This window comes from Pseudomonas sp. SC3(2021) (genome assembly GCF_019856535.1).
GTDB classification, from domain to species: domain Bacteria; phylum Pseudomonadota; class Gammaproteobacteria; order Pseudomonadales; family Pseudomonadaceae; genus Aquipseudomonas; species Aquipseudomonas monsensis.
In genome coordinates, this window is the sequence record NZ_CP082236.1 from 5,542,432 (window position 1) to 5,556,752 (window position 14,321).

A 14,321-nucleotide genomic window follows, 5' to 3' on the forward strand; every position below is an offset into this window, starting at 1 on the left:
GATGGCCCCTTCGCGAACAAGCCCGCTCCCACAGAGAAACGCATTTCAAGGTGGCAGCGCGCCTGCTCGCGAATGTATTCGCCGCAGATCTGTCAGTCGTTAGACAGCTTGCCCGTCCGGAACGGCACCCGACCCGCGACTTTCGCCTGCCAGATCCCCGGTTGGGTGTAACGCCCACGGTCGATGGCAAACAACACGCCGCTGGTACCGGCGCACACGGTGGTCACGCGATCCTGTAGCGGATCGACCACTTCAAACAGTGCATCGCCCTGCTCGACCCACTCGCCCGCATTGCGCAGAAAACTCACCACACCATGGTGTGGCGCGAACAGGTATTCAGTGCCCTCGAACGGCAGGCCCTCGCAGCACGCGTCCGGCGCGGTCGGCCATTCGCCGCTGATAAAGCCCTGCTCGGCGAGAAAACCGAGAATCGCTTCGCAATTGGCCTGGGCCTGATCGACCCGGGTGTCGCCCATGCTGCCCAGCTCCAGGGTGGTGGCGAGGTTGGCCAGTGGAATCGCGGCCTGGGGAAATGCCCGCGCCAGGCGCAACCACGGCGTCGAGCAGGACTCATCGAACGAACTGCCGCCGGAATCTTCACACAACAGCGCCACGCCAGCCTTCAGCCGTGCCGCCAGCGATTGCCACTGCGGCCAGTGCTGCGGCAGCGCGTAAAGGTGGATCGCGGCATCGAAATCGCAATGCAGATCAAGGGTGATGTCGGCATCGCAGGCGTGGCGCAGCAACAAGCGATGCAGGGCTTCCAGTTGCGAAGTCGGAGCCGGCAGCTCATCGAACAGCTGAAGCATGGTCTGGCGGATCAAGGCAATGTTGGCCTCGGCATCGCGGCCCAGACGCTCGCCGATCCGCGCCGCCACCGGTGCGCTGAGTTCGACGAAGGCGCGGTTGAAGTTCTTGCCGCTGCCCAGTTCGAAACGGCCCATGTGCGCACCTTGCAGATGCTGGTCCAGCCCGATCGGGTTGGCCACCGGCACCAGTTCGATCACGCCCTGCAAACGGCCTTGCTGTTCGAGCGCGTTCAGACGCTGCTTGAGTTCCCACGCGGTGCGCATACCCGGCAGTTCATCGGCGTGCAGGCTGGCCTGGATGTAGGCCTTGCGCGGGCCTGCGCCGTAACGGAACACACTGAGAGAGCGTTCGCTGCCCAGGTGGCTCCAGGGTAGAACATGGTCGATGCGTTGCATGGGATATCTCCTGAAAACCGGATCACACAGATCCCCTGTAGGAGTGAGCCTGCTCGCGATAGCGGTGGATCAGACAACCGTGATGTTGAATGCTAAACCGCTATCGCGAACAGGCTCACTCCTACAAGGCTCTCGCCACCATTAGAGCGTAAAAAAAGTGGCCGGCGCAGTGCGCGGGCCACTTTTTTCTACGGCGTATTAATGGCCGTACACGTCAAAGTCAAAGTACTTGTCCTGCACTTGCTTGTACTTGCCATTGGCGCGGATTTCGGTGATGGCCTTGTTGAACTGCTCGGCCAGGGCGGTATCGCCCTTGCGCACGGCAATGCCGGCGCCACCGCCGAAGTACTTGGCGTCTTCGTAGGTCGGGCCGACGAATTCGAAGCCTTTGCCGGCGTCGGTTTTCAGGAAGCCGTCACTCAGGTTGACCGAGTCGGCCAGCATCGCGTCGATACGGCCGGAGACCATGTCGAGGTTGGCTTCCTGTTGCGAGCCGTAACGCACCAGCTCGATGCCGGCCGGAACCAGCACTTCGGTGGCGTAGCGGTCGTGGGTACTGGCACGCAGTACGCCGACTTTCTTGCCCTTGAGCTCGGTCAGCGGGTCCTTGACACCGGAACCTTCCTTCATCACGAAGCGCGCCGGGGTGTGGTAGTACTTGATGGTGAAATCAACGTTTTTCTTGCGGTCGTCGGTGATGGTCATCGAGGACAGGATCGCGTCGATTTTCTTCACTTTCAGCGCCGGGATCAGGCCATCGAACTCTTGCTCGACCCAGGTGCATTTGACTTTCATCTGCTCACACAGCGCATCACCGATGTCCACGTCGAAACCGGTGAGTTTGCCGTCAGGGGTTTTCATCGAGAATGGCGGGTAACCGGCTTCGATACCGATGCGGATCGGCTTGGCGTCTTCGGCCACGGCGGTCAGGGACAACATCGACAGTGCCAGGGCACCGAACATCACTAGCTTCTTCATTTATAACTCCTGTGTGCGGAGGCTTTTATTGGCAGCTTCGATTCAGCGTTCGGTCATGGCCAATTGGCGGTAAAAACCGAAGTGGCCGGCAGTCTATGGCGCCGCGCACAGGGCAAATTGTTTTTAAGCGACAAATACTTACAGGAATTCGGCAAGGCGATTGACCGGGGTCAACCGCTGCGCCGTCGTGGTGCAAAGGCTGTAGGACAAGCCCTCGATCGGCTCACAAATCAACTGCAGGAGCCGCCGAAGGCTGCGATCTTTTAACGCTGGTTCGGGCGGCAGAACACTTTCGGCTGCATGCCCACGCAGAGCGTGGGAACGCTTGGCCCGTTCAACAGATCGCCGTCTTCGGCAACAGCTGCACGTGCTTTCAGCAGGCGCAGTTGACGGGACTCCCGGCGGCGTGCGGCAGGCTCAGTTCGAACCCTTCGTCCAGCCAGCCGGTGACACCGCCGAGCATTTCCTTGACCGGGTAACCCAGCGCCGCCAGTTTCACCGCTGCCTTGTTGGCGCCGTTGCAGTGCGGGCCGGCGCAATACACCACGAACAAGGTGGTTTTCGCGTAGCCCTGCAACCCTTGTTCCGTCAGCAGACGTGTCGGAATGTTGATCGCACCCGGCACATGGCCGCGCTCGAACGCCAGCGGCCCACGTACATCAACCAGCACGAAGTCGATTTCCCCGGCTTCCTGGCTGCTGTACACGTCGGAGCAATCGGTTTCGAAAGTCAGACGGTTGCTGAAATGCATCAGGGCAATGGCCGAGGGGGCGGCAGGAATGTCGCGAACCAGGCTGGTCATAGGTGTTGCTCCTTTATCTGAACGGGTGTGAACAGACTTTATCGAGCCAGCGCTCGGCGCTACAGTGGCGCACAAGACACCCACCGGGAATTTTCCGCCAAATGCACACCTCACCAGGACTGGTCGCGATTCTGGCCTACGATGGCCTCTGTACCTTCGAGTTCGGCATCGCCGTGGAGATCTTCGGCCTGGCCCGACCGGAGTTCGATTTCCCGTGGTACACGCATGCGATTGCCGCGGTCGATCAAGGACCGATGCGCGCCATGGGCGGGATTCAGGTGTTGGCAGATGGTGGCCTGGAACTGCTGGCCGACGCGCGTACCATCATCATTCCCGGTTGGCGCGACCGTAACGCCGCCGTGCCGCCGGCGTTGATCGACGCGTTGCGTCAGGCTCACGCGCGGGGCGCCCGATTACTGTCGATCTGCTCCGGGGTGTTTGTGCTGGCGGCCAGCGGCCTGCTCGACGGTCACGGCGCCACGACTCACTGGCGCTACACCACGGAACTGGCTCAGCGGTTTCCGGCCATTGCAGTCGATCCGGACGTGCTGTACGTCGACGCCGGCCAGTTGATTACCTCGGCTGGCAGCGCTGCGGGCATCGACGCCTGCCTGCACCTGGTGGCGCGGGACTTCGGCACTCAGGTCGCCAACACGGTGGCGCGGCGTCTGGTGATGTCGCCGCAACGCACCGGCGGTCAGGCGCAGTTCATTCCGACCCCCGTCAGCGCGACGCCGCGCAACGATTTGTCACGGGTGATGCAGTGGGCCCGCGAGCGCTTGCACCAACCGCTGGAGGTGCGCGATCTGGCCAATGAGGCGGCGATGAGCGAGCGGACCTTTTTGCGGCGGTTCACCGAGGCCTGTGGTCAGTCGCCCAAGGCGTGGTTGCAGCATGAACGGCTGGCACGGGCGCGAGAGTTGCTGGAGAGCACACCGCAGCACACCGAACAGATTGCCCAGCGCTGCGGGTATCGCTCGGTGGAAAGTTTTCGCGTGGCGTTTCGCAGCGTGGTGGGGGTGCCGCCGTCGGTGTATCGGGAGCGGTTCGGGCGTGGGGACAACGCAAATTCCTGAGGTGATCCCAGGGGCTCCTTTGCAGGCAAACCCGCTCCCACAGGCTTTAGCGGTGATTGATTCCCGTGGGATCGGGCTTGCTCGCCAAAAGGCCGGCAGTGGCGCCAATGGACTATGGCCGGCGCAGCAAATAGGTATCCATTATCCACCCATGCTCAGCCCGCGCCGCCTTGCGCACCCGCTCAATCTCATCCGCCACGTCTCCCAACTTGCCACTGATCAGAATCTCGTCCGGCGTGCCCAGGTACGCGCCCCAGTAAATCGACGTCGCGGGATCCGCCACCCGCCGATAGGCCTCTTCGCCATCGAGCATCACCACCAGACTCTCGGCCTCACTCACCTGCCCCGCCGCCAACCGCCGACCGGTGGTGATCTCCACGGAGCAACCGATCGAGTTCAACGGCACTTTGTGCTGCGCCGCCAGTGCCTGCACGCTGGTGATGCCGGGGATCACTTCGAACTCGAACGCACAGCGGCCCGAGGCCAGAATGGCTTGCAGGATGCGGATCGTGCTGTCGTACAACGCCGGATCGCCCCACACCAGGAAACCGCCACACTGGCCGTCGGACAATTCATCATTGATCAGCCGTTCGAAGGTCTGCTGCTTCAGCCGATTCAACTCATCGACACTGGCGATATAGTCGACCTCGCCGCGCTCGCGCTCCGGGCTGTGGGCTTCGGCAAAGCGATAGCCACGATCGGTGATGTAGCGCGCACAGATCTCCCGGCGCAGGTCGATCAGTTTGTCCTTGCTCTGGCCCTTGTCCATGAGGAAGAACACATCGACGCGGTTCAACGCCTTCACCGCCTGCATCGTGATGTAGTCCGGATGACCGGCGCCGATGCCAATCACCAGTAGTCGTTTCATCAGAGCACTCCCTCAGGGTCTATGCCGGGCAAGCGTAGCCGCCATCGACCGTTGAACTGCAATTCGATCGACGCCAGCGGCTCGACATCAATTGCGTTGAACGCCGCGCCCTGCACAACCTGCATCAATGCCGCACGGACCACGAACGGATGGGTGACGGCGACCACATGGCCCGGCGCCGACTGTACTTGCATCAGCCATGCCGCCACCCGGGCGCCGAGTTGCGTAACGGACTCCCCCCCAGGCGGCACAACCTGTGGATCGCTGAGCCACGCGTGCAACGCTTCGCCCTCCTCGCGCTGCACATCCTTGATCGACTGGCCATGCCAATGGCCCCAATCGCAGTCACGCAACGCGTCCTCCACGTCGGCATCGGCACCAAACCACGCGGCCGTCTGGCGCGTGCGCAACTCGGGGCCGCAAAGCAAGCGGCGCGGCCGGGGGTAGCGGGCGGCCAGCGCGTCCGGCGCCAGCGCGATATTTTCAACGGGCTCGTTCGTAGGAAAACGCGCCAGTTTTTGTGCGACGGTTCGCGCATGGCAAATCAAAGTCAAACGGGTGGTCTGCACGGTGCATCGCTCGCTCAGGAGGCATGAAAAACAACGGCGCAACGCCGACGGGTCGGCAATTGTGCCGTAAACCGCGGGCTGCGGGACAACACAAAACGCGCCGGAGCGTGCTCGCAATGTTACAAAAGCGGCAATCTCTGACACCACCATGGGCAACGGACTACAAAGCCGGTCGACTTTCATGTAGGCCTTGTTACACGGGCATTTCGCACCCTTTTGGAGCCTGTTCAACATGGCGAAAAATTCACTAGACATGTAGCGTCAGTTACATAAATACTGTTTTAACGGATTGTGAAGCGAATTCGACACCCCCCATCCAGCAGGAGCCCGGATGCCCCCTCTCAGAGACCTGATCACTGACCCTGGCCTTGAACTGACGCCATCAGAGCGCAAAGTCGTGCGCGCCTTGCTCGATCAGTATCCGCGCAACGGCCTGGGGCCAATGGCACGCCTGGCCGAACACGCCGGTGTCAGCGATCCGACTATCGTGCGTCTGGTCAAAAAACTCGGTTTTGGTGGTTACGCCGAATTCCAGGACGCGTTGCTCAGCGACATGGACCATCGCCTGCGCTCGCCGCGCACTCTGTTGCAGCCACGTGCGCAACAGCACAAGGACGATGCCTGGAGCCATTACCTGGGCGACAGCCATCGCCTGCTGGTCGAAACCCAATCGCTGACCCAGCCCGAAGACGTGCGCATCCTCAGCGACTGGCTGCTGGATACACGTCATCAGGTGTACTGCTTTGGCGGGCGTTTCAGCAGCCTGATGGCCACCTACCTGCTCAATCACCTGCGCTTGCTGCGCCCCGGCTGTTTTGCCCTGGAAGACAACGCGCAATTGCCCGACCGACTGTTCGACCTGCAGCGTCAGGACGTGGTGCTGGTGTTCGACTATCGCCGCTATCAGACCCAGGCCCTGCGTGTCGCCAGCGCGGCGAAACACAATAACGCGCGGGTGGTGCTGTTCACCGATATCTACGCCTCGCCCCTGCGCGAACTGGCCGACCTGATCATCAGCGCCCCGGTGGAGTCGGCCTCGCCGTTCGACACCATGGTTCCGGCACTGGCGCAGGTCGAGGCGCTGATTGCCTGCCTGACCCTGCGCAGCCCGGATCTGGCCGATCGCCTGGAAGGCATCGACGCCCTGCGCAACGACTTCAACACCCACCTGCTGGAGGATAAATAAGGATGTTCAGCCTTCCCCACCGCTCGCCGCGGGATCTGCCGTTTGTCACCGATCACAGCGCATTGCTGCTGGTGGACATGCAGCGTGCCTGGCTCGAACCGCAGTACGACCCGCACCTGAACGGACCGGATGCCGAATACTTCCTGACCCGCACCCACATGCAGGTGGTGCCCAACCAGCGCCGGTTGCTCAGCGCCTTTCGCGAAGCGCGGCAGAACGTGCTGCACACCATCATCGAGAGCCTGACCGCCGACGGCCGCGACCGCTCGCTGGACCACAAGCTGTCGGACATGCACCTGCCCAAGGGCAGTGAGCAGGCGCGGATCATCGACGACCTGACCCCGGTGGAAAACGAGATCGTCTTGCCGAAAACCTCGTCCGGGGTGTTCAACTCGACCAACATCGACTACGTGCTGCGCAACCTCGAAACCCGTCACTTGATCATCGCCGGCATTGTCACCGACCAGTGCGTCGACATGGCCGTGCGCGACGCCGCCGACCGTGGCTATCTGGTGACCCTGGTCGAAGACGCCTGCGCCACCTACACCCCGGCGCGGCATGACGCCTGCCTGAATGCGATCAAGGGCTACTGCTGGATCACCGACACGCAAACCGTGCTCGGCCGGTTGCAGGAGATGCGCCCATGAGTGCACGCCTGACGCCGCTGGCGATGACCACCATCGTCACCACCGACCTGATCGGCATTACCCGTGGCCGCTCGTTTCCCACCGATGAGCTGGAGCATTATCAAGCCGCCGGCTGCGGCTGGGTGCCGGCCAACAGTGCGCTGACGCCGCAGGATGTCATCGCCTCGACCAACCCGTGGGGCGCCTATGGCGATCTGCGGCTGATTCCGGACCTGAGCAGCCGCGTCACTGTCGGCAACGGCCCGGACGCCGATGCGCCAGCGCTGGACTTTATCCACGGTGATATCCGCGAAACCGATGGCCGCCCGTGGGGCGCCTGCCCGCGCACGTTGCTGCGTGACGAAATCGAACGATATCGCGACGTACTGGGCCTGCAGGTCAACGCCGCGTTCGAACACGAATTCAACCTGCACGCCGGGTTTGCCGAACACCTGGCGTTTTCCCTCGAAGCCCAGCGTCAGGGCGCCGAATTCGGCGGCTGGCTGCTCAGCGCCTTGCGCGCCGGTGGCGTCGAGCCAGAAATGTTCCTGCCCGAATACGGCAAGCATCAATACGAAATCACCTGCCGCCCGACCCTTGGCGTGGCGGCGGCAGACCGTGCGGTGAACGTGCGCGAAATCACCCGTGAGATCGCCCGGCAAATGGGCCTGGATCTGAGTTTCGCACCGAAAACTGCCGCCGATGCCGTGTGCAACGGCGTGCACCTGCACGTCGGCCTGCTCGATCTGGCGGGTCAGCCGCAGCTCTACGACGCGGGCACCAGCAACGGTTTGTCGAGCCTTGGCCAGCATTGGGCGGCGGGGATTCTGCATTATCTGCCGGCGCTGTGTGCGTTCACCGCTCCGACGCCGGTGTCCTACGAGCGCCTGCAGCCGCATCACTGGAGTGCGTCTTATGCTTGTCTAGGCCAGCAAAATCGTGAAGCGGCGCTGCGCATCTGCCCGACCGTGACACTCGGCGGCAAACCCGTGGCCAACCAGTTCAACCTGGAATTCCGCGCCATGGACGCCACCGCCTCGCCGCACCTGGCGATGGCCGCGCTGCTGATCGCCGGACGGCTGGGCATCGAACAGCGCCTGGCGCTGAACGCCATCACCGATGAAATTCCCGATTCACTCAACGACGAGCAACGCAAGGCCCGGGGCATCGTTGCCCTGCCCGCCTCGCTGGCCCAGGCGCTGGATTGCCTGCGTGACAGTGCAGCCTTCAATGAATGGCTGCCCAAGCCCTTGCTCGACACCTACCACGCCCTTAAAACCGAGGAACTGGCGCTGACGGAACAGCTCTCGCCCGCTGACCTGTGTGAGCACTATGCACGCCTGTACTGAATCCACCGAGTCGGGGTTGTACACCCGCCCGGTCTACAACCTGAGCCGCGAAGATTCATCGCATCCGTTGATCCTGGTGTGCGAGCACGCCAGCCGCTACATCCCCGAGGCCCTGAACAATCTGGGCCTGGACGATGCCGCCGCCCGCGAGCACATCGCCTGGGACATCGGCGCACTGCAACTGGCAGAAGCACTGTCGGAAACACTCGGGGCGACACTGTTGAGCGCCAACTATTCACGGTTGCTGATTGATCTGAATCGTCCACGCCATGCGCCGGACAGCATTCCGGCGCAAAGCGAGATTTACCAGGTGCCGGGCAACCGCGAGCTGGACGAAGCCAGCCGCGAATACCGCCGCCAGACGCTGTTCAAACCGTTTCACGCGCGCTTGCAGACGTTGATCGACGCCCGCATCGCCAAAGGCCAGCCGGTACGGGTGGTGGGGATTCACAGTTTTACCCCGGTGTATTACGGCCAGCCACGACCGCTGGAAATCGGCGTGTTGTTCGGGCAGGCGAAAGCCTATGCGCAACGTGTGCTCGACGGCCTCGACGAACTTGCGCTGAAGGTCGCCGGCAATCAGCCGTATAAGATCGACCCGCTGGGCGACATGACTGTGCCGGTGCATGGCGATGCCCGAGGCCTGGATTCGGTGCTGATCGAGGTGCGCAACGATCTGCTGCGCAGCCCGCAAGCCGTGGCCTTGTGGGCCGAGCGCCTGGCGCCACTGCTGTAACGAATGTTGTAGAAACTGCAGATGCTGTAAATGACGGACCGACATAACAACTAAAAACGCTCGATAAGCTGACAAGGAGTTGCGCTTCATGGAAATAGAAGAGTTCGGCTACAAACAGGAGTTGAAACGTAGCCTGACACTGACCGACCTGGTGGTGTACGGGATGATCTTCATGATCCCCATCGCCCCGTTCGGCGTGTATGGCTACGTCAATGCCGAGGCGCCCGGGATGGTGCCGCTGGCCTACATCATCGGCATGGTGGCAATGCTGTTCACCGCGTTGAGCTACGGCAGCATGGCCAAGGCTTTTCCGATCGCCGGCTCGGTATATTCCTACGCGCAGCGCGGTCTCAATCAACACGTCGGGTTCATTGCCGGCTGGCTGATGCTGCTCGATTACCTGCTGATTCCGCCACTGCTCTACGTCTATGCAGCAATGGCGCTCAATCACCTGTACCCGGACATTCCGAAAGTCGGCTTCATTCTGGCGTTCCTGGTCAGCGCCACCTTCGTCAACCTGCGCGGCATCACCTTCACCGCACGGATGAACATCATCTTCCTGCTGGCGCAACTGGTGGTGCTGGGGATTTTCTTGTTCTACGCCTGGAACGCCCTGCACCACGGCGGCGGCAACGGCGAGCTGACCCTGGCGCCGCTGTATCACCCGGAAACGTTCAACTTCGCCCTGCTGATGCAAGCGGTGTCGATTGCGGTGCTGTCGTTCCTCGGCTTCGATGCGATTTCCACCCTCGCGGAAGAAATCAAGGGCGATCCGGGCAAAAGCGTCGGCAAAGCGGCGCTGATCACATTGCTGGTGATGGGGGTGATTTTCGTCGCACAGACCTGGATCGCCACCGATCTGGCAGCAGGCATGGGCTTCAAGTCCGCCGACACCGCGTTCTATGAAATCGCCGAAATCGCCGCTGGCAGCTGGCTGGCGACCCTGACCGGGGTGGCGACCGCGCTGGCCTGGGGCGTCGCGGTGGCAATCACCTCGCAAGCCGCGGTCTCGCGCCTGCTGTTCGGCATGGCCCGCGACGGCAAGTTGCCGAAAGTGCTGGCCAAGGTGCACCCGACACACAACACGCCGTACCTGAGCATTTATCTGGTGGCGGTGCTGTCGCTGGTGATCTGCTACCTGTTCATCAACTCGGTCGACACCCTGACCTCGCTGGTCAACTTCGGCGCGCTAAGTGGCTTCATGCTGCTGCACCTGACGGTGATCAACTACTACTGGCGTCGGCAAAAGTCCAGTCAGGTCGTACGTCACCTGATCTGTCCGGTGATCGGCTTCATCATCGTCGCGGCCATCATGTACAACATGGGCGTCGATGCGCAGAAACTCGGCCTGATCTGGATCGCTCTGGGCCTGGTGTACCTGTTCTTCCTCAACAAGCTCGGCGCCAGTACCGCGCTGCCTGACCCGAGCAACGGCTGACAAGAAAAAGAGCGGCGTCTGACAACAGATCAGGCGACCGCCGATTTAACGCGTGGACACCGACAGTGATAGTCAGGTTCGGCGAATTCGCCGGACCTTTTGATACAGGAGTACATCCATGCTGGTCTTACGCCCAGTGGAACCCGGCGACCTGCCGCAGTTGCAACAATTGGCGCGCGATAGCTTGGTCGGCGTCACGTCGCTGCCGGACGACAGTGAACGCCTGCGCGATAAAATCGCCGCGTCCTGCGCCTCGTTTGCCAGCGAGGCCACGGCACCGGGGCCGGAAAACTACTTCTTCGTGCTCGAAGACCTCGACAGTCAACGCCTGCTCGGCTGCTCGGAGATCCTCGCCACCGCCGGTTTCAAGGAACCCTTCTACAGTCTGCGCAACCGCCACTTCACCAGTGCCTCGCGGGAGTTGAACATCGAGCACGGTGTACCGGCGCTGTCGCTGTGCCACGACCTCAACGATCACACCCTGTTGCGCGGTTTTCATATCGACGCGGAACTGGTGCGCACGCCGTTTTCCGAGTTGCTGTCGCGAGCACGCTTGCTGTTCATCGCCGCCCACGCGCCGCGCTTCGCCGAAGCGGTGATCACCGAAATCGTCGGCTACAGCGACGAAAACGGCCACTCGCCGTTCTGGGATGCGCTGGGCAAACACTTTTTCGACCTGCCCTACGTCGAAGCCGAGCGCCTGTGCGGATTGCAGAGCCGCACGTTCCTCGCCGAACTGATGCCGCAATACCCGATCTACGTGCCGATGCTGCCGCCCGCCGCACAGCAATGCATTGGCCGCATTCACCCGGACGGCCAGGAAGCGTTCGACATTCTTGAGCGCGAAGGTTTTGAAACCAACAGCTACATCGACCTGTTCGATGCCGGCCCGACCCTGTATGCACGCACGGCGAACATCCAGTCGATCGCCCGCAGCCAGACGCTTGAAGTGCAGCAACAGGCGCACATTGATGCGCGCGGCGGTTACCTGCTGAGCAACGACTCGCTGCACGGCTACCGGGCGATTGTCGCCGAACTGGATTACCGCCCCGATCAACCGCTGGCCCTCACCCCGGCAATGTGTGCGGCGCTGAATGTGACCGACGGCAGCCTGATCCGCCTGATTGCCCTGTGAACCGCGCCCGGTCTCGCACCCAACGACAGTGCCCGAGCAGGCGCGCAGAAGGAGTTACAGCATGATTGTCCGCCCGGTTAAAGTCAGCGACTTGCCAGCCTTGATGACACTGGTGCAACAGGCCGGCCCGGGGTTTACCACCCTGCCGGCCAACGAAGAGCGTCTGGCCCACCGGGTACGCTGGGCGCAACGGGCGTTTGCCGAACAGGTGGAACGTGCCGACGCCGACTACCTGTTCGTGCTCGAAGACGACGACCTGCGCGTGGTCGGTGTCAGCGCCTTGACCGGGGCCGTGGGCCTGCGCGAACCCTGGTACAACTATCGGGTCGGGCTGACAGTCAGTTCGGCCCCGGACCTGGGCATTCAGCGGCAGATTCCGACGCTGTTCCTCAACAACGAACTGACCGGCCAGTCGGAGCTGTGCTCCTTGTTTCTGGGGTATGACCACCGTCAGGGCAGCAATGGCCGCCTGCTGTCGTTGGGGCGCTTGTTGTTCGTTGCCGAATTCCCGCACCTGTTCGGCGAAAAAATGATTGCCGAACTGCGCGGCAGCGCCGATGAACAGGGCTGTTCGCCGTTCTGGGACAGTCTGGGCCGGCACTTCTTCCAGATGGACTTCAGCCATGCCGACCACTTGTCGGGGCTGGGCAACAAGTCGTTCATTGCCGAACTGATGCCACGTCAGCCGTTGTACACCTGCCTGCTCACCGAACAGGCGCAAGCGGCCATCGGTCAGGCGCACCCCAACACCGAACCGGCACTGAAAATCCTCCAGGCCGAGGGGTTCGCCCATAAGGGCTATATCGACATTTTCGACGGTGGCCCGGTGATCGAAGCGCCAGTGCGCAGCATTCGCACCGTGCGCGACAGCCTGGAGCTGACCCTGAGCCTCGGCACCCCGGACGAGCAGGCGCCGCTGTGGCTGATCCACAACCGTCGCCTGGAAAACTGCCGCATCACCGTCGCGCGGGCCCGTCGGGTCGGCAGCAGCCTGGTGATCGACCGCCTCACAGCCAAACGCCTGCAACTGCAACCGGGCAACTCAGTGCGCGCAGTGATGCTGCCCAATCAACAGCAGCAGGCGGTCGCGGCCTGAATCGTCATCTGCCAGGAGATTCCCTGTGGCGAGGGAATTGATCCCGGTTCGACTGCGCAGCATTCGCAGAATCGGTAAATGCGACGGAGCTGAAGAAGGCAGGTGATTGGCTCAGGGGCCGCTTCGCAGCCCATCGGGGATAAATCCCCTCGCCACCAATCAATCAGGTATCCATAGGTAAATCCCCTCCTATAGCGTTGATCGCTGATGAATCCTTTCAGCGCAGAATCCCCCCTCCCCGGTCACCCTCGCAAATTCGTCATGATCCTTGACCCATTCGCGTGATAGCCTTTTCATCCTTCGGCGTTGACACATTTGCTCAAGCCTTCCATTCCTTTGTATTGGTGGAACTCGTATGACCCGGCTTTCCCATCAAGATTTGCGCCGTAGTTTCCGTCAACTGCTGGCTTCCGACACCTGCTACCACACGGCTTCGGTGTTCGACCCGATGTCCGCCCGCATCGCCGCTGACCTGGGTTTTGAAGTGGGGATTCTTGGCGGTTCCGTGGCCTCGTTGCAGGTGCTGGGCGCTCCGGACTTTGCCCTGATCACCCTCAGCGAGTTCGCCGAACAGGCCACCCGCATCGGCCGCGTCGCCCAATTGCCGGTGATCGCCGACGCCGACCACGGCTACGGCAACGCCCTCAACGTGATGCGCACCATCGTCGAACTGGAACGCGCCGGCGTCGCCGCCCTGACCATCGAAGACACCCTGCTGCCCGCACAATTCGGGCGCAAATCCACCGACCTGATCACGGTCGCCGAAGGCGTCGGCAAAATCCGTGCGGCGCTGGAAGCCCGGGTCGATTCGGAAATGGCGATCATCGCCCGCACCAATGCCGGCATTCTGCCCAACCAGGAAATCATCAGCCGCACCAAGCAGTATCAGGCGGCGGGCGCCGACGGGATTTGCATGGTCGGGGTTCAGGATTTCGATCAGCTCGAGCAGATTGCCGAGCATTTGACCGTGCCGCTGATGCTGGTCACCTATGGCAACCCGGCGCTGCGCGACGACAAACGTCTGGCCGAGCTCGGTGTGCGCGTGACCATTGATGGGCATGGCGCTTACTTTGCGGCGATCAAGGCGACCTACGACAGCCTGCGCGAACAGCGGCAGATCTTCACCCAGGCATCAGACCTGAGCGCGACCGAGCTGACGCACACCTATACCCAGCCTGAGGAATACATTCTCTGGGCCAAGGAATACATGAGCGTCAAGGAGTGATGCACACGCTTTACCGGCCCTTTCGCGAGCAG

Annotated in this window: 15 protein-coding genes; 10 read left to right on the forward strand and 5 right to left on the reverse strand. The window is 62.1% G+C overall.

Going from position 1 to position 14,321, the window contains the following annotated elements; all coding sequences use genetic code 11:
• Positions 1-92 precede the first annotated feature (92 nt).
• Together K5Y35_RS24610 and K5Y35_RS24615 are read right to left on the reverse strand one after the other, a co-directional pair.
• Positions 93-1,205: a succinylglutamate desuccinylase/aspartoacylase family protein gene (locus K5Y35_RS24610; protein WP_222833202.1), complete on the reverse strand. Its 1,113-nt coding sequence runs from the start codon at positions 1,203-1,205 to the stop codon at positions 93-95.
• A 198-nt stretch (positions 1,206-1,403) separates the two neighbouring features.
• Complete coding sequence (locus K5Y35_RS24615) at positions 1,404-2,183, reverse strand: ABC transporter substrate-binding protein (protein ID WP_123467594.1); 780 nt, start codon at positions 2,181-2,183, stop codon at positions 1,404-1,406.
• 63 nt (positions 2,184-2,246) lie between these two features.
• Between K5Y35_RS24615 and K5Y35_RS24620 the strand changes: the two genes are divergently transcribed.
• Positions 2,247-2,450, forward strand: a complete 204-nt coding sequence (locus K5Y35_RS24620) for a hypothetical protein (protein WP_222833203.1) — start codon at positions 2,247-2,249, stop codon at positions 2,448-2,450.
• Positions 2,451-2,556: 106 nt separating this feature from the next.
• On the opposite strand, the gene K5Y35_RS24625 is transcribed toward K5Y35_RS24620, so the two are convergent.
• A complete protein-coding gene (locus K5Y35_RS24625) occupies positions 2,557-2,985 on the reverse strand; it encodes a rhodanese-like domain-containing protein (protein ID WP_123467592.1) in 429 nt (142 codons plus the stop codon).
• A 101-nt stretch (positions 2,986-3,086) separates the two neighbouring features.
• On the opposite strand from K5Y35_RS24625, the gene ftrA reads away from it, so the two are divergent.
• Positions 3,087-4,061 (forward strand): transcriptional regulator FtrA, encoded by a 975-nt coding sequence (ftrA, locus tag K5Y35_RS24630; RefSeq protein ID WP_222833204.1) that lies wholly within the window; start codon positions 3,087-3,089, stop codon positions 4,059-4,061.
• A 112-nt stretch (positions 4,062-4,173) separates the two neighbouring features.
• Here the strand turns inward: ftrA and cobF are convergent, their stop codons facing one another.
• Together cobF and K5Y35_RS24640 are read right to left on the reverse strand one after the other, a co-directional pair.
• Complete coding sequence (gene cobF, locus K5Y35_RS24635) at positions 4,174-4,929, reverse strand: precorrin-6A synthase (deacetylating) (protein ID WP_222833205.1); 756 nt, start codon at positions 4,927-4,929, stop codon at positions 4,174-4,176.
• Positions 4,929-5,681 carry a histidine phosphatase family protein gene (locus K5Y35_RS24640; protein ID WP_315985704.1) on the reverse strand — a complete coding sequence of 251 codons (753 nt, stop codon included), beginning with the start codon at positions 5,679-5,681 and terminating at the stop codon, positions 4,929-4,931. The genes cobF and K5Y35_RS24640 overlap by 1 nt, the downstream gene beginning before the upstream one ends.
• Positions 5,682-5,829: 148 nt before the next feature.
• Here K5Y35_RS24640 and K5Y35_RS24645 point away from each other — a divergent pair, with 148 nt between their 5' ends.
• The 8 genes from K5Y35_RS24645 to K5Y35_RS24680 all read left to right on the forward strand — a co-directional run bounded on the left by K5Y35_RS24645 (position 5,830) and on the right by K5Y35_RS24680 (position 14,289).
• Positions 5,830-6,684, forward strand: coding sequence for a MurR/RpiR family transcriptional regulator (locus K5Y35_RS24645; RefSeq protein WP_123467584.1), 855 nt, complete (start codon positions 5,830-5,832; stop codon positions 6,682-6,684).
• A 2-nt stretch (positions 6,685-6,686) separates the two neighbouring features.
• The gene (locus K5Y35_RS24650; protein WP_123467582.1) at positions 6,687-7,331 is read left to right on the forward strand and encodes an isochorismatase family cysteine hydrolase; all 645 of its coding nucleotides are present in this window, start codon (positions 6,687-6,689) and stop codon (positions 7,329-7,331) included.
• Positions 7,328-8,659, forward strand: a complete 1,332-nt coding sequence (locus K5Y35_RS24655; protein WP_222833206.1) for a glutamine synthetase family protein — start codon at positions 7,328-7,330, stop codon at positions 8,657-8,659. Before K5Y35_RS24650 ends, K5Y35_RS24655 begins: the two co-directional genes overlap by 4 nt.
• A complete protein-coding gene (locus tag K5Y35_RS24660; RefSeq protein WP_222833207.1) occupies positions 8,643-9,395 on the forward strand; it encodes an N-formylglutamate amidohydrolase in 753 nt (250 codons plus the stop codon). Before K5Y35_RS24655 ends, K5Y35_RS24660 begins: the two co-directional genes overlap by 17 nt.
• 88 nt (positions 9,396-9,483) lie before the next feature.
• On the forward strand, positions 9,484-10,833 hold the full coding sequence (locus tag K5Y35_RS24665) for an APC family permease (RefSeq protein WP_222833208.1): 1,350 nt from the start codon (positions 9,484-9,486) through the stop codon (positions 10,831-10,833).
• A gap of 118 nt (positions 10,834-10,951) precedes the next feature.
• Positions 10,952-11,968, forward strand: a complete 1,017-nt coding sequence (locus K5Y35_RS24670) for an arginine N-succinyltransferase (RefSeq protein WP_123467574.1) — start codon at positions 10,952-10,954, stop codon at positions 11,966-11,968.
• Positions 11,969-12,029: 61 nt separating this feature from the next.
• On the forward strand, positions 12,030-13,064 hold the full coding sequence (gene astA / locus K5Y35_RS24675) for an arginine N-succinyltransferase (RefSeq protein ID WP_222833209.1): 1,035 nt from the start codon (positions 12,030-12,032) through the stop codon (positions 13,062-13,064).
• 355 nt (positions 13,065-13,419) lie between these two features.
• On the forward strand, positions 13,420-14,289 hold the full coding sequence (locus K5Y35_RS24680; RefSeq protein WP_123467570.1) for an oxaloacetate decarboxylase: 870 nt from the start codon (positions 13,420-13,422) through the stop codon (positions 14,287-14,289).
• Positions 14,290-14,321 lie beyond the last annotated feature (32 nt).

Bases quoted from the DNA above. Each gene is read 5' to 3' on its own strand.
- K5Y35_RS24610 (WP_222833202.1), bottom strand. From the start codon at position 1,205: ATGCAACGCATCGACCATGTTCTACCCTGGAGCCACCTGGGCAGCGAA.
- K5Y35_RS24615 (WP_123467594.1), bottom strand. From the start codon at position 2,183: ATGAAGAAGCTAGTGATGTTCGGTGCCCTGGCACTGTCGATGTTGTCC.
- K5Y35_RS24625 (WP_123467592.1), bottom strand. From the start codon at position 2,985: ATGACCAGCCTGGTTCGCGACATTCCTGCCGCCCCCTCGGCCATTGCC.
- ftrA (WP_222833204.1), top strand. From the start codon at position 3,087: ATGCACACCTCACCAGGACTGGTCGCGATTCTGGCCTACGATGGCCTC.
- cobF (WP_222833205.1), bottom strand. From the start codon at position 4,929: ATGAAACGACTACTGGTGATTGGCATCGGCGCCGGTCATCCGGACTAC.
- K5Y35_RS24640 (WP_315985704.1), bottom strand. From the start codon at position 5,681: ATGAAAGTCGACCGGCTTTGTAGTCCGTTGCCCATGGTGGTGTCAGAG.
- K5Y35_RS24645 (WP_123467584.1), top strand. From the start codon at position 5,830: ATGCCCCCTCTCAGAGACCTGATCACTGACCCTGGCCTTGAACTGACG.
- K5Y35_RS24650 (WP_123467582.1), top strand. From the start codon at position 6,687: ATGTTCAGCCTTCCCCACCGCTCGCCGCGGGATCTGCCGTTTGTCACC.
- K5Y35_RS24655 (WP_222833206.1), top strand. From the start codon at position 7,328: ATGAGTGCACGCCTGACGCCGCTGGCGATGACCACCATCGTCACCACC.
- K5Y35_RS24660 (WP_222833207.1), top strand. From the start codon at position 8,643: ATGCACGCCTGTACTGAATCCACCGAGTCGGGGTTGTACACCCGCCCG.
- K5Y35_RS24665 (WP_222833208.1), top strand. From the start codon at position 9,484: ATGGAAATAGAAGAGTTCGGCTACAAACAGGAGTTGAAACGTAGCCTG.
- K5Y35_RS24670 (WP_123467574.1), top strand. From the start codon at position 10,952: ATGCTGGTCTTACGCCCAGTGGAACCCGGCGACCTGCCGCAGTTGCAA.
- astA (WP_222833209.1), top strand. From the start codon at position 12,030: ATGATTGTCCGCCCGGTTAAAGTCAGCGACTTGCCAGCCTTGATGACA.
- K5Y35_RS24680 (WP_123467570.1), top strand. From the start codon at position 13,420: ATGACCCGGCTTTCCCATCAAGATTTGCGCCGTAGTTTCCGTCAACTG.